General features: G+C 70.7%; 21 protein-coding genes. 5 read left to right on the forward strand and 16 right to left on the reverse strand.

The annotated features are described in order from the left end of the window. Nucleotides 1-167: 167 nt before the first annotated feature. A complete protein-coding gene (locus tag ACZ7PG_RS26420; RefSeq protein ID WP_364386490.1) occupies nt 168-641 on the reverse strand; it encodes a carboxymuconolactone decarboxylase family protein in 474 nt (157 codons plus the stop codon). Between the two features lie 297 nt (nt 642-938). Here ACZ7PG_RS26420 and ACZ7PG_RS26425 point away from each other — a divergent pair, with 297 nt between their 5' ends. Then, entirely contained in the window at nt 939-1,787 is an 849-nt protein-coding gene (locus ACZ7PG_RS26425; RefSeq protein WP_470241743.1) for a PRC and DUF2382 domain-containing protein, read from the forward strand. A 51-nt stretch (nt 1,788-1,838) separates the two neighbouring features. Here ACZ7PG_RS26425 and ACZ7PG_RS26430 read toward each other — a convergent pair whose 3' ends face one another. Next, nucleotides 1,839-3,728: an acyl-CoA dehydrogenase family protein gene (locus tag ACZ7PG_RS26430; RefSeq protein WP_470241744.1), complete on the reverse strand. Its 1,890-nt coding sequence runs from the start codon at nt 3,726-3,728 to the stop codon at nt 1,839-1,841. An 80-nt stretch (nt 3,729-3,808) separates the two neighbouring features. Beyond that, nucleotides 3,809-5,179: a glycoside hydrolase family 28 protein gene (locus ACZ7PG_RS26435; RefSeq protein WP_470241745.1), complete on the reverse strand. Its 1,371-nt coding sequence runs from the start codon at nt 5,177-5,179 to the stop codon at nt 3,809-3,811. Nucleotides 5,180-5,351: 172 nt separating this feature from the next. Between ACZ7PG_RS26435 and ACZ7PG_RS26440 the strand changes: the two genes are divergently transcribed. Both ACZ7PG_RS26440 and ACZ7PG_RS26445 read left to right on the forward strand, forming a co-directional pair. Continuing rightward, nucleotides 5,352-6,488 (forward strand): DUF6745 domain-containing protein, encoded by a 1,137-nt coding sequence (locus tag ACZ7PG_RS26440; RefSeq protein WP_470241746.1) that lies wholly within the window; start codon nt 5,352-5,354, stop codon nt 6,486-6,488. 18 nt (nt 6,489-6,506) lie between these two features. Then, nucleotides 6,507-6,950 (forward strand): hypothetical protein, encoded by a 444-nt coding sequence (locus tag ACZ7PG_RS26445; RefSeq protein WP_470241747.1) that lies wholly within the window; start codon nt 6,507-6,509, stop codon nt 6,948-6,950. A gap of 108 nt (nt 6,951-7,058) precedes the next feature. On the opposite strand, the gene ACZ7PG_RS26450 is transcribed toward ACZ7PG_RS26445, so the two are convergent. The 11 genes from ACZ7PG_RS26450 to ACZ7PG_RS26500 all read right to left on the reverse strand — a co-directional run bounded on the left by ACZ7PG_RS26450 (nt 7,059) and on the right by ACZ7PG_RS26500 (nt 16,789). After that, nucleotides 7,059-7,616: a hypothetical protein gene (locus ACZ7PG_RS26450; RefSeq protein ID WP_470241748.1), complete on the reverse strand. Its 558-nt coding sequence runs from the start codon at nt 7,614-7,616 to the stop codon at nt 7,059-7,061. 78 nt (nt 7,617-7,694) lie between these two features. Beyond that, entirely contained in the window at nt 7,695-9,662 is a 1,968-nt protein-coding gene (locus ACZ7PG_RS26455) for a thioredoxin domain-containing protein (protein WP_470241749.1), read from the reverse strand. 22 nt (nt 9,663-9,684) lie between these two features. Beyond that, nucleotides 9,685-10,407: a hypothetical protein gene (locus tag ACZ7PG_RS26460; RefSeq protein ID WP_470241750.1), complete on the reverse strand. Its 723-nt coding sequence runs from the start codon at nt 10,405-10,407 to the stop codon at nt 9,685-9,687. Next, on the reverse strand, nt 10,407-11,552 hold the full coding sequence (locus tag ACZ7PG_RS26465) for a hypothetical protein (protein ID WP_470241751.1): 1,146 nt from the start codon (nt 11,550-11,552) through the stop codon (nt 10,407-10,409). The genes ACZ7PG_RS26460 and ACZ7PG_RS26465 overlap by 1 nt, the downstream gene beginning before the upstream one ends. 1 nt (nt 11,553) lies before the next feature. Next, the gene (locus ACZ7PG_RS26470; RefSeq protein WP_470241752.1) at nt 11,554-12,822 is read right to left on the reverse strand and encodes a hypothetical protein; all 1,269 of its coding nucleotides are present in this window, start codon (nt 12,820-12,822) and stop codon (nt 11,554-11,556) included. A 15-nt stretch (nt 12,823-12,837) separates the two neighbouring features. Beyond that, complete coding sequence (locus ACZ7PG_RS26475; RefSeq protein WP_470241753.1) at nt 12,838-13,710, reverse strand: phage distal tail protein; 873 nt, start codon at nt 13,708-13,710, stop codon at nt 12,838-12,840. Continuing rightward, on the reverse strand, nt 13,711-15,207 hold the full coding sequence (locus tag ACZ7PG_RS26480; RefSeq protein ID WP_470241754.1) for a phage tail protein: 1,497 nt from the start codon (nt 15,205-15,207) through the stop codon (nt 13,711-13,713). A gap of 14 nt (nt 15,208-15,221) precedes the next feature. Continuing rightward, nucleotides 15,222-15,371, reverse strand: coding sequence for a hypothetical protein (locus ACZ7PG_RS26485; protein ID WP_284750608.1), 150 nt, complete (start codon nt 15,369-15,371; stop codon nt 15,222-15,224). Between the two features lie 59 nt (nt 15,372-15,430). Next, on the reverse strand, nt 15,431-15,847 hold the full coding sequence (locus ACZ7PG_RS26490) for a hypothetical protein (protein ID WP_470241755.1): 417 nt from the start codon (nt 15,845-15,847) through the stop codon (nt 15,431-15,433). Next, nucleotides 15,844-16,320: a phage tail tube protein gene (locus ACZ7PG_RS26495; RefSeq protein ID WP_470241756.1), complete on the reverse strand. Its 477-nt coding sequence runs from the start codon at nt 16,318-16,320 to the stop codon at nt 15,844-15,846. The genes ACZ7PG_RS26490 and ACZ7PG_RS26495 overlap by 4 nt, the downstream gene beginning before the upstream one ends. A 46-nt stretch (nt 16,321-16,366) precedes the next feature. Beyond that, complete coding sequence (locus tag ACZ7PG_RS26500) at nt 16,367-16,789, reverse strand: minor capsid protein (protein WP_470241757.1); 423 nt, start codon at nt 16,787-16,789, stop codon at nt 16,367-16,369. Between the two features lie 123 nt (nt 16,790-16,912). On the opposite strand from ACZ7PG_RS26500, the gene ACZ7PG_RS26505 reads away from it, so the two are divergent. Together ACZ7PG_RS26505 and ACZ7PG_RS26510 are read left to right on the forward strand one after the other, a co-directional pair. Next, a complete protein-coding gene (locus ACZ7PG_RS26505; protein WP_470241758.1) occupies nt 16,913-18,280 on the forward strand; it encodes a 3' terminal RNA ribose 2'-O-methyltransferase Hen1 in 1,368 nt (455 codons plus the stop codon). Continuing rightward, complete coding sequence (locus tag ACZ7PG_RS26510) at nt 18,277-20,766, forward strand: polynucleotide kinase-phosphatase (RefSeq protein WP_470241759.1); 2,490 nt, start codon at nt 18,277-18,279, stop codon at nt 20,764-20,766. Before ACZ7PG_RS26505 ends, ACZ7PG_RS26510 begins: the two co-directional genes overlap by 4 nt. Here the strand turns inward: ACZ7PG_RS26510 and ACZ7PG_RS26515 are convergent, their stop codons facing one another. Continuing rightward, entirely contained in the window at nt 20,767-21,093 is a 327-nt protein-coding gene (locus ACZ7PG_RS26515) for a hypothetical protein (RefSeq protein WP_470241760.1), read from the reverse strand. Beyond that, nucleotides 21,090-22,001, reverse strand: a complete 912-nt coding sequence (gene mca, locus ACZ7PG_RS26520) for a mycothiol conjugate amidase Mca (RefSeq protein WP_470241761.1) — start codon at nt 21,999-22,001, stop codon at nt 21,090-21,092. Before mca ends, ACZ7PG_RS26515 begins: the two co-directional genes overlap by 4 nt. Nucleotides 22,002-22,016 lie beyond the last annotated feature (15 nt).

Consider the following 22,016-nt stretch of genomic DNA (forward strand, 5'->3'; position numbering starts at 1 on the left):
AGAACTGATGACAGATAAAACCGCAGCTCAGCGCACCAAGAGGCAGTAACGCCGAGGTCGAGCAGAACCCAGGAGCAGATCATCGCGATCTGGCTGGCCATGTACGCCTAGGCCGCCGCTGGGGACCTCCCCCTGGAAGTCCCCAGCCGAACGCCTTCGCAAAACCCTCAGCCGAACATGCCCGGCTGGTACTCGCCCGCCGGGTTGCGGGCGATCACGTTCAGGCGGTTCCACGTGTTGATCTCCGCCACCAGGCAGACCAGCGCGCCGATCTGCTCGTCGTCGTAGTGCTTGCGGATCTGGTCCCACGTCTCGTCCGTCACTCCGGTGTGGGTGTCCGCCAGGCGGGTTCCCTCCTCCGCCAATGCCAGGGCCGCGCGCTCCGCTTCGGTGAACACCACTGCCTCGCGCCACGCTGCCACCATCGCCAGGCGGACCGCCGTCTCGCCCGCCGCGGCCGCGTCCTTCGTGTGCATGTCCAGGCACATTCCGCAGCCGTTGATCTGGCTCGCGCGGATCTTCACCAGCTCCTGCGTCGCCTTGGGGAGCGATGACTCCTCGATCGGGCGCGACGCCGCGATCAGGCGCTTGAAGAACTTGCTCGTGACCTCGTTCTCGAACATGTTGAACCGCGCTTCCATGACCCGTTCCCTTCATCGTCCGCTGTCACCCCCTTGACGACGCGGGCCGCGGGGTTGTGACAGCTCGCCCGGTGGCGCCGGTCACATCCACACCTTCGCGCCATCCCCCACGCTGCCGGGCACGGCGAAGACACCCCACGCGACCTGCGGGAACGCGCCGGGCCTCGCCACTGCGTGGCGCTTCAAACCAGCACTTTCCGGGGTCACCCACGGGAGCACCACGACGGTTGCCGTGATCAACAGCGCGCCTCACCGTGGCTCCTACAGACACCGACGCGCGAAAGGAGCAGCACCGCGATGGCCAAGACCATGCAGCCCCAGGAGCTCATCGACAGTGCCGTGGTCGACCCGGCCGGAAACAAGCTCGGGAAGGTCGGCAACGTCTACCTCGCCGACGCCACGCACCAGCCGGAGTGGATCACCGTCAAGACCGGCCTGTTCGGCACCAAGGAGAGCTTCGTCCCGCTCTCGGGTGCGCACACCGACAAGGACGGCGTGCACGTCCGGGTCGACAAGAGCGCCGTCTCCGACGCGCCCCGCATCGACGCCGACGGGCACCTCTCCCCCGAGGAAAGCGCCCAGCTGTACCAGCACTACGGCCTGCCGATGCCGCGGACCTCGCCGGACGGGCGGATGGGTGACCGGACGCAGGGCCGGGACCCGGCCATGGGCGGCACCGGCCGCGGCAAGTCCGAAATGGACGCCGGTCGCGGCAAATCCGGCATGGACGCCGGTCGCCGGAAGTCCGAAATGGACGCCGGGCAGCGCGGGAAGTCCGAAAAGGACTCCGGCATGACGCGCTCCGAGGAGCGGCTGAACGTCGGCACCGAGCAGGTCGAGACCGGGCACGTGCGGCTGCGCAAGTACGTCGTCACCGAAGAACAGCAGGTCACCGTCCCGGTGCGGCACGAAGAGGTGCGCATCGAGCGCGAGCCGATCAAGGACGGCCAGGCCGGCGCCGAGATCGGCGAGGCCGAGCAGGACGTCATCCTCCACGCCGAGAAGCCCGTGGTGCGCAAGGAAGCCGTGCCGGTCGAGCGGGTGCGCCTGCGGACCGAGACGGTCACCGACGAGCAGACCGTCTCGGGCAAGGTCCGCAAGGAGCAGTTCGAGGTCACCGACGACGAAGGCAAGCACCGCAAGTAGGCCCCCGGTGGGTGGCCGGCCCCCGACGCCGGCCACCCACCGGTCAGCGGATCAGGAGCGCAGCATCGGTGCCGCGAGGAACTGCTCCGGGATCGCGAACGCGTCCACCAGCGCTCGCGCGTGGGGGCGCAGCTGGGCGCACAGGCCGTTCACCGCCGCGGTGACGGCCTTTCCGCGCGACGCCGTCAGGCGGCCGTGGCCCAGGAACCACGCCAGGTCCTCTTCGATCGCCGACAGCGCGTACAGGTCGCAGACGCGGTCGAGCAGCGTGCGGGCATCCGGATCCTCGCACCGTTCGATCGCCGCCGCGAACGCCTCCAGCACCAGCCGCTCGACGTGGACGCGGCCCGCCCGCAGCACGTGGTCCTGAGCCGCGTTGAACACCCCGAACGGGTCCGAACCCGCCTTGCGCAGGCGCTTCGCCACTCCCTCGACGACGTGCTCCTCGCGGTCTTCGAACAGCCTCAGCTGCCACTCGCGGCGGAAGAAGACGTCCGCGTCGGACCCCTCGGTGAGCGACTCGAGCGCCTTGCGCACGGACGTCCGCTCCAGGATCGCGCTCACCACCTGGTCGGTGAAGAACCGGGCGGTGGCCAGCGGCGACAGGTCCTCGAAGTCCTGCTTATAGCTGGTCAGCAGGCCCTTCGCGACCAGCTGCAGCAGCACCGTGTTGTCGCCCTCGAACGTCGTGAAGACGTCGGTGTCGGCCTTCAGGCCCGGCAGGATGTTCTCCGCCAGGTAGCCCGATCCGCCGCACGCCTCGCGCGCCGCCTGGATCGTCGCCGTCGCGTGCCACGTGTTGAGCGCCTTCAGCCCGGCCGCGCGCGACTCCAGCTCGCGCTGCTCCTCCTCCGGCGCCGACGAGTCGATGTCGTGCAGCTTCGCCACCAGCTCTTCCTGGGCGAACGACAGCGCATACGTCTTCGCCAGCGCCGGCAGCAGCTTCCGCTGGTGCCCGAGGTAGTCGAGGATGACGACCTCGTCGCCGTCGGGCGTCATGAACTGGCGGCGCTGCTCGCCGTAGCGGATCGCCAGGGCCAGGCCGCGTTTCGTCGCGGCGCCCGCGCTGCCGCCGACGCTCACCCGGCCGCGGATCAGCGTGCCCAGCATCGTGAAGAACCGGCGGCTGTCGCTTTCGATCGGGCTCGAATACGTCCCGTCCTCGGCGACGTCACCGAAGCGGTTCAGCAGGGCCTCGCGCGGGATCCGGACGTTGTCGAAGCTCAACCGTCCATTGTCTACACCGTTCAGGCCCGCCTTCGGACCGCAGTCTTCAATGGACACTCCGGGCATGGGCGCCCCGGACTCGTCGCGGATCGGCACCAGGAAAGCGTGCACCCCACGGGATTCGCCGCCGGTGACCAGCTGCGCGAACACCACCGCCATCCGGCCGTCGCGGGCCGCGTTGCCGATGTACTCCTTGGTGGCCATGGCATCCGGCGTGTGGATGACGAACTCGCCATCCGCGAAGGTCGCCGTCGTGCGCAGGTGCTGGACGTCGGAGCCGTGGCCGTGCTCGGTCATCGCGAAGCAGCCGAGCAGGCCGAGGTCCATGATCGCGCGCAGGTACGCCGCGTGGTGGCGCTCGGTGCCGAGCAGCTGGACGGCGCCGCCGAACAGTCCCCATTGGACGCCGGCCTTCACCATCAGCGACAGGTCGCCGTAGCCGAGCAGCTCGAACGACGTCACCGAGCCGCCGACGTCACCACCGCCGCCGTACGCCGGGTCGAAGCCCAGGCCGGGGCGGTCGCTCTCGGCCAGGGCGCGCAGCTGGTCGAGCACCTGGGCGCGGTGGTCCTCGATGCCGAGGTCCACCGGGTCCCGGAACTCCGCCTCGCTCATCTGCGCGCGGACCCCGCGGCGCAGCTCGGCCCAGCGCCCGTCGAGGACGGTGGTCAGCGCGTCCGGATCCACCTTCGACGGCACTTCGGGGATGTCCACGGCTACCTCCGGAAAGGACTGACGGCAGGCTTCCTACTCGTTGGTAGTAAGCCTGCCGCAGCCGCGCCGATCCTGCCACGTCAGATCGGCTTGCCGTTGACCCTCACATTCGTGAACTTGGCGTTGTCCACGTACTTCAGCGTGTTCGACGTGTCGGACACGCCGTCAAACGTGGAGTTCGCCACGCTGAACCCGTGCACGTGGGCGTTCGAAAGACCGCTCACGTCGAAGGTCTTGCCCGCGATCTTCGTGCTCGAGCAGTTGCCGATCGTGAACGGCCCGAACGACGGGACGTAACCGCCGGTCTGGCTGTTGTACGTGGACGTCACGTACACGAAGTTCCGCGCGAAGGTGCCGGAGACACTGTCGAGGTTGACGTTCTCCGTGAACCCGCCACGCAGCGTGTTCGACTTCACGTACAGCGCGAACTTCGTCTCACCCTTCACGGTGAGCTGGTACGCGTAGACGTTGCGGATCCCGCCGGTCTGCTCGCTGCCGCAGGTGATCGCGCCCCAGTTGCCGTTCATCACGCAGTTCACGACGACGAGGTTCTGGCACGGGACGTTCACGCGGCGCCCGTCGGCGTCGCGGCCGGACTTGATCGCGATGTTGTCGTCGTGCGCGCCGAGGGTGCAGTTCGCGATGACGACGTGGTCGCACGACTCGGGGTCGCAGCCGTCGGTGTTGGAGTGCGCGGTGCTGGGATCGGTGCTGACGCCGTCGACCGTGACGTTGCGGCACAGCGTCGGGTGCAGCTGCCAGAACATCGAATTCTTCAGCGTGATGCCTTGGATCAACACGTTTTCGCAGTCGTACGGCTCGACGAACGCCGACCGCATCGTATGCCCGGAACCCGGGACCACGCGCTTCTCCGGCGCAGTTCCTCTAGCCACCAACGTTTCCAGGTAAGCGCGGTCGCTGCCCTTGTTCCACGACGACGTCGCCGCCGCGTCGAGCGTGCCACTGCCGGTGAGGCCGATGTTCTTTTCGCGGTAGGCGTAGATCATCGGCGAATGGTTGACGCACTCGATTCCTTCGTAGCGCGTCAGGACGTTCGGGAACTTCGACGCGTCACCGCCGAACTTGAGCACGGCACCCTTTTCCAGGTGCAGGTCGACGTTGCTCTTGAGGTAGACCGCGCCGGTGAGGAAACTGCCGGCCGGCACGACCACGTGGCCGCCGCCGGCCGCGGCGCAGGCGTCGATCGCTTTCTTGATCGCCGCGGTGTTGTCGGTCTTGCCGTCGTTCTTCGCGCCGTACCCGGTGATCGGGAAACTCCGGTCCGGGAACGTGGGAATCGTGGTGTTCGCGACGATGTCGTTCGCCGCCGGCCACGGGAGCGTGGGGACGTCGACGCGGTACCGGTGGGGAGCCGGCGCCGGGATACCGGGCACGAGCGAAACCGCCAGTGTGCCCTTGATCAGCTGCCGACGGGTGAACCTGCCGTCCATGGACGCCATCCTTCGAGGGAAGACCCGGTGCGACGGCGGAACCACGGCACGGACCGTGGGCACGACGAACTCTAAGCGCGAACGCCCCCGCGGGTCCAGGCTTGCGCGACGGGCGAAATTGCTGTCATGATCGGTCCATGTCGATTCGAAAGGGCGTGCGCGCCCTCGCGCTTTGAGCGCCCCGCGACGGCCAGGCCGTCGCTTCCCCGGCCCCGAACTCTGGTCACGGGCCCTCGAAATCCGGAACTCCTGGCTGAGCCACGCGCTGAGCACCGAGCCGGCTGACCGTCCGGCCGCGGAAGCGGCCATCACCCGCCTTTACGAGCTGGCCGGCGCGTCGCCGCCGACGTTTTCGTGGGTGGCTTCCCCGGCCGCGGCCGTCGAGGTGGTGGCACCCGGGCAAGCGCTTTCCCTGGGCGGTGAGCTGCCGGTCGAAGCCCGCCTGGCGACGCTGGTGACGTCCCTGCGCGAGCGGCTCGACCAGCGGATCGGCCCCTGGCACGACCGGCGCGTGCGGATGGACCGGCCTCCACCGGACCCGCTGCGGGTTTCCCTGCGGACGTTGCTGAACAACGGCCTGGGACCCGCGCTGCGGCGGTCGGTCCGGGACTCCGTCGCCGGTGCCGTTCGCGGTGCGCTCACGACGCGGGCCGGGCTGCACTGGGACGGCCAGCAGGAGGCGCATTGGATCGCACTGTACGACCTCCACCGGCAGGTCGACGACGTGCGGTTCGACGCGGCCGACGTCGCCCAGCTCGACCTGTGGGCCACCCTCGCGCGGTCGTGCGGCTGGTGGTGGCCGCGGGAAGGTGTCTGCGTCATCGCCGAACGGCCGCTCGTCGTGCGCACCGAACGCGTCGACGGGGACTACGGCCAGGTCCGGCTGCACCACGCGACCGGCCCGGCCATCGCGTTCCCCGACGGCTGGACCGTGCACGCGTGGCGCGGGACGCGGGTGCCGTCCTGGGTGATCGACGCGCCGACGGCCGACCGGATCATGGCCGAGCGCAACGTCGAGGTGCGCCGCTGCGCGCTGGAACACCTCGGCTGGCCGGAGTTCGTGGCGGAGGCGGGGCTCGAGCTCCTCGACCGCGCCGACGACCCCGGCAACCCCGGGTACGAGCTCCGGCTCTACGACGGCCCGGCGACGCGCCTGCTGCTGGTGGTCAACGGCTCCGTCGAACGCGATGGCACGCGCCGGCACTACGGGCTGCGCGTGCCCGCCGAAATCGACCATCCTCTCGACGCCGCCGGCTGGACGTACGGGCTCACCGGAGCCCAGTACGCGCAGCTGCGGCGCCGGACCTGAACTCCTCGAGGTGATCCCATGTATTTGGCAGAACTGCTCGACAAGACCGGGCTCGACGTCCTCGCCCACCTCGACCGGCAGGTCGACGTCCCGGTGATCGACGGGCTCCAGGCCCAGGGCGACCTGATCGTGGTGCCGTGGGCGATGACCGGGCTGGCGGAAGCGCGCGGCGGCTGGCACGCGTTGCCGGCCGAGGGCGTCGAACTCGTCCAAGGCGGCGACGGGACCAACCCGCACACGCTGGTCGGCTCGTGCGACCTGACGAGGTGGGTGGCGGACCCCGAGGGGCTCGCGGTCGCGGTGGTCGACAACGCGGCGCCGGTGTACCTGGTGCACCCGGAGCACGGGGCGACCGGCATCGCCCCGGGTCGCTGGCTCGTGCGACGACAGCGTGAGGCCGGCGGCTTCCGGCGCGCCGGGGCGAGCTTCTACCAGGGCGGGCCGGTGCTGGTCGCCGACTGAGGGGCCCGTGGGGTGCCACCGAGGGGGCGGCACCCCACGACACCGGTCGTGAGTGGGAAACCGTGTTCTAACGCTGTTTCCCACTCACGACCGGCCGCGGCAGACCGCTCAGGCCAGGTCGGGACCCTTCGAACGCAGGTCGTCGACCTTGGTCATCGCTTCGCGCAGCTCGCCGAGCCAGCTGTCCGCGTGCTCGCCCACCAGCCGGACCGCCCACGCCAGTGCGTCCGAACGGGACCGGGCCACGCCCGCGTCCACCAGGGTGTCCAACACCAGGCGCTCCGGCTGGCGGAGCCGGGTCATCACCGGGGCCGAATGCGTCGTGAACAGCGCCGTCGTGCCGCCCAGGCGCGCTCCCCAGGCCACCTTGCGCTGGTAGCGGTGCTCTGCCTGGCGGGCGATCTCGATGCGCTCGTCGCGCGTCTCCTCGCGGTGGCGGCTTATCCGGCCCTCTTCGGCCGCCGCGCGGGCCGCGTCGTCCGCGTACTCCTCCGTCAGCGCCGGGAGCTCGCCCACCACGATGATCTCTTCACGGTCGACCGAGATGTCCGGTGCTCCGGTGAACCAGCCGTCGGGCAGGCGCCCGCCGAACCACGCCGCCGCGTCGCTCGCCGACGGCACCTCCGTCTGCTGCCAGCCGCTGCTGCCCTTCCAGCCACGTCCCATGTCCGCCACCTCCGCGATTACATGATTACAACGCTACTCAAGCTACGCCGGATACAGGCGGAAGAGCAGGCCGTTCACTCAGAGCTGAGCCGTCAGCTCCTCGGCGGAGGTGACCGGGCGGTCGCAGACGTAACCGCGGCAGACGTACGCCGCGGGCAGCCCGTCCACCAGCGGCCGGTCCGCCAGCAGCGGGACGCCCGGCGCGTCCGGCTCCCCGGCGAGCACGATGCCGCCGCCGTGCACCCCGCGCGCCGCGGCCAGCCGCAACGCCGGATCCGCGCCCACCACCGCGACCTGCACCGGGCCGGCCTGCAGCGCCTCCGCGACCGACAGCCAGTGCCCGGCGAACCGCGGCACCCGCCCGGCCAGCACGCCGACGCGCCGCAACGCCTGCTCGGCCGCCTCGCGATAGCGCGTCGCGGAGTCGTGCCCGGCCAGCGCGGACGCCGTCAGCAGCGCCCCGGCCAGCGCGGACGCTCCCGCCGGGCTCGCGTTGTCACCCGGGTCGGCCGGGCGCTGGACCAGCGTCTCGGCGTCGTCGGCGGTGTCGAAGTACGCGCCCGGGACGTCCGGGGACGCGAAGTGCGCCAGCGCCAGGTCGAGCAGCCCGGTCGCCTCGGTGAGCCACTTCGCGGCGCCGGTCGCCTGGTGCAGGGCCAGGAACCCGTCGGCGACGCAGGCGTAGTCCTCCAGCACCCCGGCCGACTCGCCGACGACGCCGTCGCGCGAACTGCGCCGCAACCGGCCGTCGACGACGTGCACGCGCAGCAGCAGCTCGGCCGCGTCCACGGCCCACTGGATCCACTGTGGACGGTCCAGCGCGACGCCCGCCTCGGCCAGCGCCGTGATCGCCAGGCCGTTCCAGGACGCGATCACCTTGTCGTCCCGGCCCGGCTGCGGCCGCTTCGCACGGGCCTTCAGCAACTGGACGCGGAGAGCCTCCGGCAGGTCCCCGAACAGGCGCAACGTCGAGGCACCCTCCTCGAACGTCCCCTCCTCGGTGACGCCGAACAGCGAAGCCGCGGAGTCGTCGCCGACGACCTCACGCAGCTGCGACGGCGTCCAGACGTACGTCAGGCCTTCGACGCCGTCGGTGTCCGCGTCCAGCGAAGACGCGAAGCCACCCTCGGCCGTCCGCAGGTATTCGAAGAGGAACTCCGCGGTCCCGGAAGCCACGCGCAACGCCGTCGCCGAACCGGTCCGCCGCCAGAGGTGTGCGTAGAACCGCAGGAGCAACGCGTTGTCGTACAGCATCTTCTCGAAATGGGGAACGACCCACGAAGCGTCCACGGAGTACCGCGCGAAGCCGCCGGCGAGCTGGTCGTACAGACCGCCGCGGGCCATCGCCTCGGCCGTCTGGTCCACAAGGGACAGTGCGTCGGCCGAGCCCGTCCGCTCGTGGTGCCGCAGCAGGAACTCCAGCACCATCGACGGCGGGAACTTCGGCGCGCGACCGAACCCGCCGTTGACGGGGTCCGCTTCCTGCCGCAGCTTCTCGACGGCGGCCGCGAGCACGGCTTCGTCCACAACGGACTCCTGCAGCGGGCCCGTCTGCTCGGCGATGTGCGCGACGATCTGCTTGGCGCCGTCGAGCAGCTCGTCCGGCCGCTCCCGCCACGCCTCGGCGACGGCGGCGAGCAGCTGCCGGAACGACGGCATGCCCGGCCGCGGTGACGGCGGGTAGTAGGTGCCGCAGTGGAACGGCTCGCCGTCCGGGGTCAGGAAGCACGTCATCGGCCAGCCGCCCTGCCCGGTCATCGCCTGCGTGGCGGCCATGTACACGGCGTCGATGTCCGGCCGCTCCTCGCGGTCGACCTTGATGTTGACGAAGTGCTCGTTCATCAGCGCCGCGGTGTCGGCGTCTTCGAACGACTCGTGCGCCATGACGTGACACCAGTGGCACGCCGCGTAGCCCACCGAAAGCAGGATGGGCACGTTCCGGCGCTTCGCCTCGGCGAGCGCGCCGGCGCCCCACTGCCACCAGTCCACCGGGTTGTCCGCGTGCTGGAGCAGGTAGGGGCTGGTCGCACTGGCGAGACGGTTCATGGCTCCCAGCGTAGGTGCGGGTTCACGTCTGGCGCTGGGTGGCGTCCATCGCGACGCCCACGACGTTGCCGGTGCCCGACGTCCGGCGGTAGTTCACCGCGACCCGCACCTCACCGGCGTAGGGCTGGCCGGGCAGGGCGTACGGGCCCCGCCGGTTGCGGCCGAGGCCGGGGCCCATCGACCACGTCTCCGCGACCCTGGCCTGCCCGGCGGCGTCGGTGATCACGATCTGGCCCTCGCCGTTGGTCGCGCCTTCGCACCCTTCGACGGTGAACAGCTGGATGAACGGGTGGGTCTTCTGGAAGTTGGCCTCCCACACCGTTTCGAACGACGCGTTGGTGATCTTCGGCCAGTCGGCGAACCGGACCTTCTCGAACGACACCGGGATCCACGGCCGCGCCAGGCCGGTGCCGGACACGGCGTCGTCGGAGGCGACGATGCCGCTGCCGCCGTCGGTCAGCGCCCAGAACTGGCGCCCGCTGTCGGTCGTGTACGTGTACATCACGTCCGAGCCGCCGTCACGGCGGATGCGGATGATCTGCTTGCCGTCGCCGCCCGGCCCGAAGTAGAGGATGAGGTGCCCGTCCGGGTCGACCATCCGGATCACGCCGTTGTCCTGCACGGTGAACGTGCCGCCGGAGATGGTCGCGTTGCCGATGCCGACCCGCTTGCGGAGCTCGTCGACCTCGCGGCGCAGGGCGACCACCTGGTCGACGATGTTCGACGGCTGGTTGATCTGTGCCATCAGGCCGCGTCCTCCAACAGGGGGTTCATGGTCAGGACCACGCCCTCGCGCCCATCGTCGCCGACGGTGACGTCGAGCGCGACGATCCGCATCAGCGTGTCGAGCCCGCCGGCGTGGAAGTCGTCCTTGATGATCACCCGCGCGTCGTCGCCCATCCCGATCTCGGCGACGGTCGGCGGGAGTCCGCCGTGGACGGTCAGGGTCGGCAGCACGACGGGCAGCCGGCTCACCGCCTGGTCCGAAAGCGCGTGCGAGGCCAGCTGCCCCGGGTCGGTGACGGAGCTGTAGCCGTACTCGGTCTCCAGCATCGGCCAGCCGTCGGGGTACCGGTCGCGGTCCTCGGCGACCGCGACGAGCATGCCGGTCTCGATCCCGTCGCCGGAGGCGAACGTCCGGGTGGCCATCCGGGTGCCGTCCGACGGCCAGCCGTACCCGAGCAGGTTGCCGCCGTACTCCCAGACGTGCGCGGAGCCCTGCTGCCCGAGCCTCGGCGTGCCGAGCCGCAGCAGCCGCGTCGGGCGCCCGTCGCGGTCGGGCGGCCCGACGTCGAACATCACGTCCGGACCGTCGTAGAGCTGGGAGAGCTTGCGCAGCGCGTCGCCGACGCTGACGTTCTGGTAACCGAAGTACGTCCGGTCGAGCCTGATGCCGGAGAGGTCCCGGTCGGGGAACGTGACGCCGATGTTCCCGCCGGGGTGGGACTGCGCCAGCTCGACCAGGTTGCGGGCGATCGTGTTCTGGTCGGTGTTCTTCCACTCGACCTTCTGCTTCGCCACGAAGTGCGGGTCGGTGAACGCGGCCGCCGGCAGCACCGGCAGCACCTTGCGGTGCTCGAAGTAGGACCAGAAGTCCCCGCACCCCAGGGAGATCTGCTGGGACGTCGAGTCGAACTTCCGCGTCCACACCGGCCCGCCCCACACCGGGCGGCTGTCGCGCAGCACGTAGACGACCCGGCGCCCGGGCGTGCTCAGGTCGTACGGGTCGATCGCGCGGATCCGCGGGTCGCCCAGGCTCAGCGTCGCGGACAGCGAACCCGAAGCGCCGAGCTTCTTCGAGTACTTGACGCCGGTGAGCGGGACCTCGGCGAGCGTCCGGTTCGTCACCAGGTCCGAGATCAGGTACGTGTGGACCGGGTCCTGGGCCATCTCAGGCCCGCAGCCAGGTCAGCGAGACGTGGTTGACGTTCGCCCAGCCCGCGTCGTGGACGCGGCCCGCGTTGTCGGTCCAGAAGATGACGCTGACCGTGGCCCCGGCGTTGAAGAAGTTCGTCGTGGCGCAGCTCATCGTGCCCGGCGAGGTGAGCAGCCAGCGCGACATCGTGTTCGCGTACCGGATCTCGACGTTGGCGCCGTCGGTGATCGCCATGTAGGTGTGGTACTCGCCGGTGCCCTGCGGCGCGGTCGTCCGGAAGCTGGCGGTGATGGTCCAGATCCCGGCCCGGTTGAGCGTGAACACGTCGTTGGCCGCCGAGGTCGTGACGTCCGGCGACCCGTAGACCATGGTCGGGAACCTGCTGCGGGTGTTGGTCTGGGCCGGGAAGGTCTGCACGTTGCCGCGGACCTCGTAGCGCGCCTCGTGCCGGGTGGCCGTCGGCGTCGTGCCGACCGCGCCGCCGCCCGCCGCGACCGAGCCGATCCAGTCCGCGCCGTTCCAGCGGTAGACCAGGTTGTCCTGCGTGCTGAAGGCCAGCTGGCCGGGCAGCGGGTCGGTGATCATCGCGCGGACGTCGGCGAGCGAGGTGCACACCGGGATGCTCGGCACCCGCCACTTCTCGCCGTCGTTGATCTCCAGCCAGCGGCGGTCCTGCCGGTAGGTGGTGAGGCCGTTGTAGCCGTGGGTGCCGTTGCGGTCGTCGACGCCCTTGCTCGGCATGATCCCGCCGAGCCCGACCACCCAGCCGGGCCGGCGGTCCTGGATCTGCTCCGGGGCGATCGACTTGGCGCCGGCCGGGACCCGCACGCTCGCCAGCAGCATGTAGTCGCCCGTCGGGGTCGGCTCCTGCGACGTCGTCGGGTCGCCGACGATCTGCTTGACCACGAACCCGTTCGCGGTGTCGCCGTAGAACTTGTCCGTCTGCTGCGCGACGATCAGGTCGATCCGCGCGTTGGCCGAGTGCGCCGGGTTGTCCTTGAGCAGGTCGAGCGTCTTCACGGCGTCCAGCGTCTGCACGTAGCTGCCGGCCCCGCGGCTCGCGCGCATGAACATCTGGAACGGCTGCACGGTCACCGTCCCGTCCGGCGTCGGCGACGCCGCGGCCACCCGGCCGGGATCGCCGTTGGCGGGTCGGATGCCGTTGCGGGAGAGCACCGGGCTCGGACCGGACTGCACGGCCGCGCTCAGCGCCAGCCGCGCGTCTTCGGTGGTGATGACGCCGTTCGGCGAGTCGGACACGGCCCACGAGTTGCGCTCGGCCATGGTTTCCCCCTCAAGTCAGATGATGGCGTGCCGCCAGCGCCCGGTCAGCGACGCCTTCGGGTCGTAGGACGCGGCGGTGAAGTCGACCTGGACCGCGCCGTTCGCGGGGATCGGGAACCAGCCGCGGGCGAGCAGCTTGTCGCTCCGGTTGACGCCGTTGAGCAGCACCGTCCGCGCGTCGGTGTCGATGGTCAGCACCTGCTCGTCCCCGACGGTGAAGGTGTCGTCGAACACCAGCCGTTCGCCGGTGTCCCGGTTGGCGATCACCGGGCCGGTGACCGGGCCGCGGATCTCCCACACCGGCCAGCTGGCCGCGCCGCCCGCGTTGACCGCGCGCAGCCGGCCGCCCTGCTTGCCGGTGCCGAACACCAGCGGGAAGGTGAGCGGGAACGCCAGGCCGTCGGCCGGCGGCGAGGGCAGGGCGGTGACGTCGCGCTGCTCCGCGACCGAGTACAGCCGCGGGTCCGTGGCCTGCCACTGGATCGCGCCGGTCGTGTAACCGAGCGCGTAGTACTTCTCGACGTTGATCGTCCGCCGGACGCACCGGGCGTTCGCCAGCCAGCTCTCGCCGTCGAGCCGCACGACGAGCGGCTCCTCCAGCGGCCGTTCCGACGGCGCGGTGATCTTCCGCAGGGTCGTGACGACCGCGCCGAAGTCCGCCGCCGGCACGCCCTTGACCAGGTACGACAGCGTGACCGTGCGCTGGCCGGCCAGCTGGTTGCCCTGGAACCCGCCGTGGCGGCCGGGCCGGTCGGGGTTGTCGGCGCGCATCTCCGGCAGGTCGAGCCAGCCGTCGAGCTTGGTCATCCGGAACGGGCTGCCCGAGCCGAGCAGCGTGTCCCGCCACTCCAGCTGGCCGTCGGCGGTGATCAGGTCCCCCGCGCTCACTCAGCCACCCCCTCGGGACATCCAGTCCAGGTCGCCCGCGATGTCGGCCGGGGTCTGGCTGGGTGTGGCGTAGAAGTTCTCGATGTGCACCACGGCCCGGTCCGGCTGCGGCCCGTCCGCGGCGAACCCGGCACCGGCGAAGGCAAGCGCGCTCGGGGACCTGGCGGCCGACAGGTCCCCGAGCCGGCTCGTCACCAGGCCGGCGAGCTGGGTGGACGCCCGGGACACGGCGGTGCTGGTCTGCTCGATGCCCTGGGCGAGCCCGAGCGGCACCCAGCGGCCGAGCTCGGCGGCCACCTTCGACGGGGAGTTGATGCCGAGGATCGACTTGATCGGGCCGGGGATGATGTCCTTGATCAGCCCGATGATCTTGTCCTTGATCCAGTTCGCGGCGTTCTTGATGCCGTTCCACAGGCCCTCGAGGATCGAGCTGCCGACGTCGAGCAGCAGGTTGCCGAGGTTGCCCAGCGCGCGCAGGATCATGCCGGGCAGGCCGCCGAGCCACGACAGCAGCTCGCCGAGCTTCCCGACCGCACCGCTGACGATCGAGCCGAACCAGCCGATCACCATGCCGGGCAGCTGCCCCAGCCAGCCGATCGCGGCGATGACGCCGTTGATCGCGACCTGGATCGCCGAGACGATCGCGTTCCACACCATCTTGAGGAAGTCCCAGATGGCCTGGAACGCGGCCTTCGTCCACGCGACGATCGTGTCCCAGTTGGCGATGATCAACGCGACGAGCGCGACCACCGCGGCGATGATGATCGGGATCGGGCCCATCGCCAGCAACCACGCGGCAGCCATCTTCGCCGCGTTCACCAGCGATTCGACGCCCATCATCACCCAGGCGGCGACGACCTGCGCGGCGCTGGCCAGCGCACTCCAGCCCATCAGTCCCCATTGGACGATCGCCACCGCGCTCTGCGCGAGGAACACCGCCGCCGACGCCACCGCCTGCGCGGCCATCGTCGCGAAGGACGCGATCGTCGCGGCCGCGGCCACCGCGGCCGCGATCCCCAACTGCACCAGCGCGGGCAGGAAGAACGTCAGGATGGCGCCGCCGACGATCATGATCGGGGTCTGGTTGGCCGCGATCCAGCTGCCCAGCGCCTGGAACGCCGGGACGAGCGTGCCGTTGATGAACGCGCCGACCGCGTCGAACGCGGGCTGGAGCTTCTCGCTAAGGAACGCGATCGCGGTCTGCAGCCCGGCTTGCAGACCGGTGGACAGCAGTCCCATCACCGGCCCGCCGACCAGGCTCAGCAGGCCGCCACCGAGCGCCGTGGCCGCCTGCACCCCGAGCCCCGCCGCGGCGCCGACCACCGGGCCCTGCGACTTGCCGAGCGCTTCGGCCACCTTCTTGCCGGCCTCGCCGGCCTTCTCGACGATCTTGTCCTTGGCCTTGTCGAACTCGGTCTGCATCTCGGCCAGCGTGTCCTTGAACATCTGGTCGTTGATCCCGAAGTTCGCGATGAAGTCGCCGACGGTCAAAGCCATCGCACACCCCCTCCCTACAGGTTGCCGATCACCGAGCGGGCCGTCTCCCCGTCGACCTCGACCGGCTCGTCCTTGGTCACCTGGCGCCACACGCTTTCCGGGGACAGCCCGGAAACGAGCGCGGCGAACTCCCACCAGGACAGACCGTCGTCGAGGTCGGCCATCAGGTCACGGCCGTACTCGCGCCGCCAGTCCGCGTAGAGCAGCCGCCAGTGGCGCAGGATCAGGCGGATGGTGTGTTCGCCGTCGCCCCCGCCACGCTCGCCGCGGGGGCCTGCCCGTTTCCCGGGGCCTGCTGCCGGTTCTGGTAGAGCTGCTGGCAGGTGCCGAGCACGTCGGGCAGGTCGTCGATCTCCAGGCCGCGGTTGAGGATGTCGACCAGGTTCTGCTCGCCGAGCAACGCGGACAGCATGTCGAACGCCTCCTCGGCGCTGACCTCGTCCGTGGCCGCCCGGCCGTTCTTCTTCGCCGACACCGCGAACAGGATCAGCTTGGCTGGCAAGGAATGCGGCAGCGTGTAGACCTTGCCGAGGATGCGGATGCGCGGCGCCACACGGGCCGCCTTGCGCTCGCGCCAGGCCTCGTCGAAGTCGTAGTCGACGGTGAGCTGCTCGTCGGAGACGCCGTTCGGTTCGGTCATTCGCCGTCCTCCGCGACGCTCGCGCTGACGGCGGCGGTGGTCGACGGACCGGACCGGGTGATCGTGGCGACCCAGGCGTACTTGTCGTTGTTGCCACCGCCGTGCTCGCCGAGGCTGAAGGTCGCGTTCCAGACCTTCCACTGCGTGTCCACCGGGTGCCGGAAGCGGATCTTGCCGACGCTGGCGAACCCGACCTGCGTGGCCAGCGCTTCGACCCGCGCCTGGCCCGGGTCCTGGGCGCCGTTCGCAGGATCCTTCAGCAGGAAGCCTTCCAGTGCGAGCGTCGCGCCGCGCTGGATGACCTCCTGCTCGTAGTTCCCCGCCGAGTCGAACGTCGTGGTGTCGACGACCTCTTCGTTCTCGCCGGCGTTGGGCACGGCGGAGTTGAGGCCCCCGACCGGCGTCCAGGTGGTGCCGTTCGTCTCGGCGACCTGGATGATGATGTCGCGGGCGTTGATCTTGACCGTGGGCATCGACGCTCCCCTCCTCGAAATGCTGATGCGGTGCGGAAAAGCCGGTTCAGGCGCGGTTGCCGACGGGGCGGTGCAGCTCCATCCGCAGCGCGACGGACCATTCGTCGCGGTCGCCGGCGTCGCGTCCGACGTAGACCGGACCGGCCTGCGTGCCGACGCTGGAGACGAGCCAGGTGTTGCCGGGCAGCCGCCGGTTTCCCAGTCCGTGCACGGCGTCGTAGACGGCCTGGGCCTTCGCCTCGGCCGTGACGGGGTTCTTCGGAGTACCGCGCACGCGGATCTGGACCACGGGTTCGTCGTAGGGAAGCCGTGCGTCGGACTCCGCGCCGGGAAGGCGGCTCAGCACCAAGACCGCGTCCGGGGTGGCGGGCATCGCGAGCAGGAAGACGTCCCCGCCGGCGCCGCCCGATTCGTAGTTCCCCAGCCCCAGTTCCTCAAGCAGCGCAGCGACTTCTTCAAGAAACGTCACAATGGCCCCCCGGCCTGCTCCCCAGCCCTGTCGCCATCGTGCCCGAGGTCCGAAGGATCGTCAACTGTCCGTTTTTGCCAAAATTCGACCGCACTCGCCACGGTTCTCGGCCACACTGGGCAGGTGCTGCTGACGATCACGACGACCCGGAACCCCGCCACCGACTTGGGTTTTCTCCTGCACAAGCACCCGGAGAAAGCGCAGTCGGTCGCGCTGTCCGCCGGTACCGCGCACGTCTTCTACCCGGACGCGGCGGAAAATCGCTGCACCGTCGCGTTGTTCGCCGAAATCGACCCGATCGAGCTCGTCCGCGGCGGCGGGACTTCGCTGACGCAGTACGTCAACGACCGGCCCTACGCCGGCGGCTCGTACCTCGCGGTCGCGCTGCGGGCCGCGTTCACGACGGCGCTCGCGGGCCGGTGCGCGACGCGTCCGGAACTCGTCGACGAGGTTTTCGAGCTGGAGATCCGCGTGCCGTCGCTGTCCGCGCGCGGCGGTGCCGAAGTGGTGCACAGGTTGTTCGAGCCGCTCGGCTGGCGCGTTGCCACCGAGCCGATCCCGCTCGACCCGCAGTTTCCGGAGTGGGGCGAGAGCCGCTATGTCGACTTGACGCTCACCGGCACCCACCGGGTCGTCGACGCGCTGCGCCACCTGTACGTCCTGCTGCCCGCGCTCGACGGCGGCAAGCACTACTGGGTCGGCCAGGACGAGGCCGACAAGCTGCTGCGCGCCGGCGAAGGCTGGCTCTCCGCGCATCCCGAGCGGGAGCTCATCGCGAACCGCTACCTCGAGCGGCGCCGCCCGGTGGTCAACTACGCGCTCTCGCGGCTGGCCGAGGCGGACGACGTCCCGGCGGAGGCCGAGGCGGTCGTCACCGAGCTGCCGGACAAGCCGGAGAGCCTCGCGTCCCAGCGCCACGGCAGCGTGCTCGCCGCGCTGCGGGCCGCGGGCGCGCGGCGCGTGCTCGACCTCGGCTGCGGCTCCGGCGCGCTGCTGCGCGTGCTCGAGAAGGAGCGTTCCTTCGTCGACATCGTCGGCGTCGACGTCTCCGCGAGCGCGCTCGCCATCGCCGAAAAGCGGCTGGGCGGGTTCACCCGGGTGACGCTGCGCCAGTCCGCGCTCACCTACGCCGACCCGGCGCTGGCCGGGTACGACGCCGCCGTGCTCATGGAGGTCGTCGAACACGTCGACGAGGAGCGGCTCCCGGCACTGGAACACGCGGTGTTCGGGGTCGCGGCGCCGCGCACGGTGCTCGTCACGACGCCCAACGCCGAGTACAACCGGCTGTTCGAGTTCCTGCCGATGGGGCATTTCCGGCACGCCGACCACCGGTTCGAATGGACCCGAGCCGAGTTCCGCGCCTGGGCGGACGGCGTCGCGACCCGGCGCGGCTACGACGTCCGGTACTTGCCGATCGGACCGGAGGACCAGGAATCGGGACCGCCGACCCAACTGGCGGTCTTCACCACCCAAAAGGAGGTGGCCGCGTGAAGCTGACCGTTCCCGACATGTCGCTCGTCGTGCTCGTCGGCGCTTCCGGCTCCGGGAAGTCGACGTTCGCACGCACGCACTTCGCGCCGACGCAGGTGCTTTCCAGCGACTTCTTCCGCGGACTCGTGGCCGACGACGAAAACGACCAGTCGGCGTCGGCCGAAGCGTTCGACGCACTGCATTACGTCACGGCGAAGCGGCTCGCGGCCGGGCGGATGACCGTCATCGACGCGACGAACGTCCAGCGCGCTTCGCGGGCGAGCCTGGTGAAGCTCGCGAAGGAGCACGACGTGCTGCCGACGGCGATCGTGCTCGACCTGCCGCTCGGCGTCTGTGTGGCGCGCAACGCTTCGCGCCCCGAAAGGGACTTCGGCGACCACGTCGTCCGGCGCCAGCGCGGCGAGCTGCAGCGGTCGCTGAAGTCGCTGGAGCGCGAGGGGTTCCGGCGGGTGCACGTGCTGCGGTCCGAGGCCGAGGTCGCCGAAGCGGAGATCGTCCTCGAGCCGCTGCGCAACGACCAGCGCGACCTGACCGGGCCGTTCGACGTGATCGGCGACGTCCACGGCTGCGCGGCCGAGCTCGAGGAGCTGCTGGCCGAGCTGGGGTACGTCGACGGCGCGCACCCGGACGGGCGGACCGCGGTGTTCGTCGGCGACCTCGTCGACCGCGGTCCGGACACCCCGGGCGTGCTGCGGCGCGTGATGGGGATGGCCGAGAGCGGCACCGCGCTGGTCGTGTGCGGCAACCACGAGCAGAAGCTGGTGCGCGCGCTGCACGGCCGCAAGGTCAACGCCGCGCACGGGCTCGCGGAGTCGCTCGAGCAGCTCGCCGCGGAGAGCGAGGAGTTCCGCCGTCGCGCGCACGAGTTCTGCGACGGGCTGATCGCGCACTACGTCCTCGACGGCGGCGACCTCGTCGTCGCGCACGCCGGGCTGCCCGAGCGCTACCACGGGCGCGCGTCCGGGCGGGTGCGGAGCATGGCGCTCTACGGCGACACGACCGGCGAAACCGACGAGTACGGCCTGCCGGTGCGGCTGCCGTGGGCGCGCGACTACCGCGGGTCGGCGATGGTCCTCTACGGGCACACGCCGACGCTGGAGCCGGAATGGGTCAACAACACGATGTGCCTCGACACCGGGTGCGTGTTCGGCGGGAAGCTGACCGCGCTGCGCTACCCCGAGCGCGAGGTCGTCTCGGTGAAGGCGCACCAGGTCTGGTACGAGCCGGCCCGGCCGCTCGACGCGTCACGGCCGTTGGGCGGGCGCGAGCCGGCGGTGCTGGAGCTGACCGACGTCACCGGGAAGCGGATCCTGCAGACCGCGCACCACGGCCGCGTCGGCGTCTCGGCGGAGCAGTCGGCGGCGGCGCTGGAGGTGATGAGCCGGTTCGCGGTCGACCCGCGCTGGCTCGCCTACCTGCCGCCGACGATGGCGCCGTGTTCGACGTCTTCGCGGGAGGACTACCTGGAGCACCCGGAGGAGGCGTTCGCCGAGTACCGCGCGGCGGGCGTCGAGTCGGTGCTGTGCGAGGAGAAGCACATGGGCTCGCGGGCCGTGGTGCTCGTGTGCCGGAACGACTCGGGTACCCGGCGGTTCGGCGTCGAGGGCGGCGGCGCGGTGTACACGCGCACCGGGCGGCCGTTCTTCTCGGCGGAGCAGAACGCTTTGCTCCTGGACGACGTGCGCTCGGCGGCCGGCGGGCTGTTCGACGAGCTGAAGTCGGACTGGCTGCTGCTCGACGCGGAGCTGCTGCCGTGGAGCGCGAAGGCGGGCGGGCTGATCGCCGGCCAGTACGCGGCGGTCGGCGCGGCGGCCCAGGCGGTGCTGCCGGCGGCGGTCTCGGCGCTGACGACGGCGTCCGCGCGCGGCATCGACGTCTCGGACCTGTTGCGGCGCACGGCAACACGTGCGTCCACAGTGGAGGCTTACCGGGACGCCTACCGGCGGTACTGCTGGCCGACGTCGGGGCTGGACGGGGTCCGGCTGGCGCCGTTCCAGCTGCTGGCGTCGGAAGGGGCGGCCTACCACGACCGGCCGCACTCGTGGCACCTCTCGGTGCTCGACGGCCTCACCGGCCCGCGCTTCCAGCGCACCCGGACGCTGCCGGTGGACCTGCTGGACGCCGCGTCGGTGGCCCGGGGCGTCGCGTGGTGGGAGGAGCTGACGGCGGCGGGCGGCGAGGGCATGGTCGTCAAGCCGTCGGCGAACCTGACCCGGGGCGCCCGCGGGCTGGTCCAGCCGGGCGTGAAGGTCCGCGGGCGCGAGTACCTGCGGATCATCTACGGGCCGGACTACACGCTGCCCGCGAACCTCGACCGGCTGCGCAAGCGCGGGCTGAGCCGCAAGCGGATGCTGGCGCTGCGCGAGTACGCGCTGGGGCTGGAGGCCCTGGAGCGCGTCGCGCGGGGCGAGCCGCTGTGGCGGGTGCACGAATGCGTGTTCGCGGTGCTCGCCCTGGAGTCGGATCCGGTGGACCCCCGGCTCTAGCTAACTGTCGGCTTTGGTGGTCGAGGAGTCCTTCGCGGGCTTCTCGGCCACCTCGGCTTCACCCTGCTCCGGAGCCTCGGCCTCGGCCTTCTCCTCGACCGGCGGGTCGTCGAAGCTGGCCGGGACGCGCTTCAGGTGCTTCGTCATCGAGCGGACCAGGAACGCCACCGCGATGAGGAACAGGATCAGCACCAGGAAGCCGACCGGCGAGGACTTGCCGAAGTCCTCGCCCTGCCCGCCGTTGTCGCCGTCACCCGGTTGCTGCGTCAGGACCAGGGCCGACGCGGTCACCGGAAGCGCCACGCCGGCCGGCAGCGTCAGACTCATGTGTTCACCTTCTCCTCGATGCCGATGCCGGCGAACAGGTCGTCCTCCGGCAACGTGCTGTCGACCTGCGACTTGACCAGCTCGTACTCCTCGGTCGGCCAAGTCTCGCGCTGGATCTCCAACGGGACGAAGAACCAGCGGCTGTTCGGGTCGATCTGCGTCGCGTGCGCCTTCAGCGCCTCGTCCCGCACCTCGAAGTATTCACCGCACTCGACGCGGGTCGTCACCCGCTCCATCACATCGGCGCGGTCGGGGTCCCACTTCGCCAGCCACTCGGTGTACGGCGACTCGATCCCGGCCTCCTTCAGCGCGGCGTCGAACGCGACCATCCGGGCCTTCGAGAAGCCGTGCATGTAGTACAGCTTCAGCGGCTGCCACGGCTCGCCCGCGTCGGGGAAGCGGTCGGGGTCCGGCGCCGCGTCCCACGCCGCCATCGACACCTCGTGCGTGCGGATGTGGTCGGGGTGCGGGTAGCCGCCGTTCTCGTCGTACGTCGTGATGACGTGCGGGCGGAACTCCCGGATCACGCGCACCAGCGCCTCGGTCGACTCCTCGAGCGGCACGACCGCGAACGAGCCCTCGGGCACCGGCGGCATCGGGTCGCCTTCCGGCAGGCCGGAGTCGACGAAGCCGAGCCAGCGCTGGCTCACCCCGAGGATCTTGGCCGCGCGGGCCATCTCCTCGCGGCGCACCTCGGTCATGTTCGCCAGCACCTCGGGCCGGTCCATGGCCGGGTTGAGGATGCTCCCCGCCTCGCCACCGGTGCACGTGACCACGAGCACCTCGTGACCTTCGGCGGCGTAGCGCGCCATGGAGGCGGCGCCCTTGCTCGACTCATCGTCCGGATGCGCGTGCACGGCCATCATCCGCAGGCGCGGCTTGGCGGTCTTCGTCAGCTGGTCCACCATGCTGCGAACGACTCC

The sequence above is a fragment of the Amycolatopsis sp. NPDC114504 genome (assembly GCF_055633595.1).

What these genes read in the sequence shown, in the direction of transcription:
- ACZ7PG_RS26420 (WP_364386490.1), bottom strand. Translation starts at nt 641, where the DNA reads ATGGAAGCGCGGTTCAACATGTTCGAGAACGAGGTCACGAGCAAGTTC.
- ACZ7PG_RS26425 (WP_470241743.1), top strand. Translation starts at nt 939, where the DNA reads ATGGCCAAGACCATGCAGCCCCAGGAGCTCATCGACAGTGCCGTGGTC.
- ACZ7PG_RS26435 (WP_470241745.1), bottom strand. Translation starts at nt 5,179, where the DNA reads ATGGACGGCAGGTTCACCCGTCGGCAGCTGATCAAGGGCACACTGGCG.
- ACZ7PG_RS26445 (WP_470241747.1), top strand. Translation starts at nt 6,507, where the DNA reads ATGTATTTGGCAGAACTGCTCGACAAGACCGGGCTCGACGTCCTCGCC.
- ACZ7PG_RS26450 (WP_470241748.1), bottom strand. Translation starts at nt 7,616, where the DNA reads ATGGGACGTGGCTGGAAGGGCAGCAGCGGCTGGCAGCAGACGGAGGTG.
- ACZ7PG_RS26455 (WP_470241749.1), bottom strand. Translation starts at nt 9,662, where the DNA reads ATGAACCGTCTCGCCAGTGCGACCAGCCCCTACCTGCTCCAGCACGCG.
- ACZ7PG_RS26460 (WP_470241750.1), bottom strand. Translation starts at nt 10,407, where the DNA reads ATGGCACAGATCAACCAGCCGTCGAACATCGTCGACCAGGTGGTCGCC.
- ACZ7PG_RS26465 (WP_470241751.1), bottom strand. Translation starts at nt 11,552, where the DNA reads ATGGCCCAGGACCCGGTCCACACGTACCTGATCTCGGACCTGGTGACG.
- ACZ7PG_RS26470 (WP_470241752.1), bottom strand. Translation starts at nt 12,822, where the DNA reads ATGGCCGAGCGCAACTCGTGGGCCGTGTCCGACTCGCCGAACGGCGTC.
- ACZ7PG_RS26480 (WP_470241754.1), bottom strand. Translation starts at nt 15,207, where the DNA reads ATGGCTTTGACCGTCGGCGACTTCATCGCGAACTTCGGGATCAACGAC.
- ACZ7PG_RS26485 (WP_284750608.1), bottom strand. Translation starts at nt 15,371, where the DNA reads ATGGCCGACCTCGACGACGGTCTGTCCTGGTGGGAGTTCGCCGCGCTC.
- ACZ7PG_RS26490 (WP_470241755.1), bottom strand. Translation starts at nt 15,847, where the DNA reads ATGACCGAACCGAACGGCGTCTCCGACGAGCAGCTCACCGTCGACTAC.
- ACZ7PG_RS26495 (WP_470241756.1), bottom strand. Translation starts at nt 16,320, where the DNA reads ATGCCCACGGTCAAGATCAACGCCCGCGACATCATCATCCAGGTCGCC.
- ACZ7PG_RS26515 (WP_470241760.1), bottom strand. Translation starts at nt 21,093, where the DNA reads ATGAGTCTGACGCTGCCGGCCGGCGTGGCGCTTCCGGTGACCGCGTCG.
- mca (WP_470241761.1), bottom strand. Translation starts at nt 22,001, where the DNA reads ATGGTGGACCAGCTGACGAAGACCGCCAAGCCGCGCCTGCGGATGATG.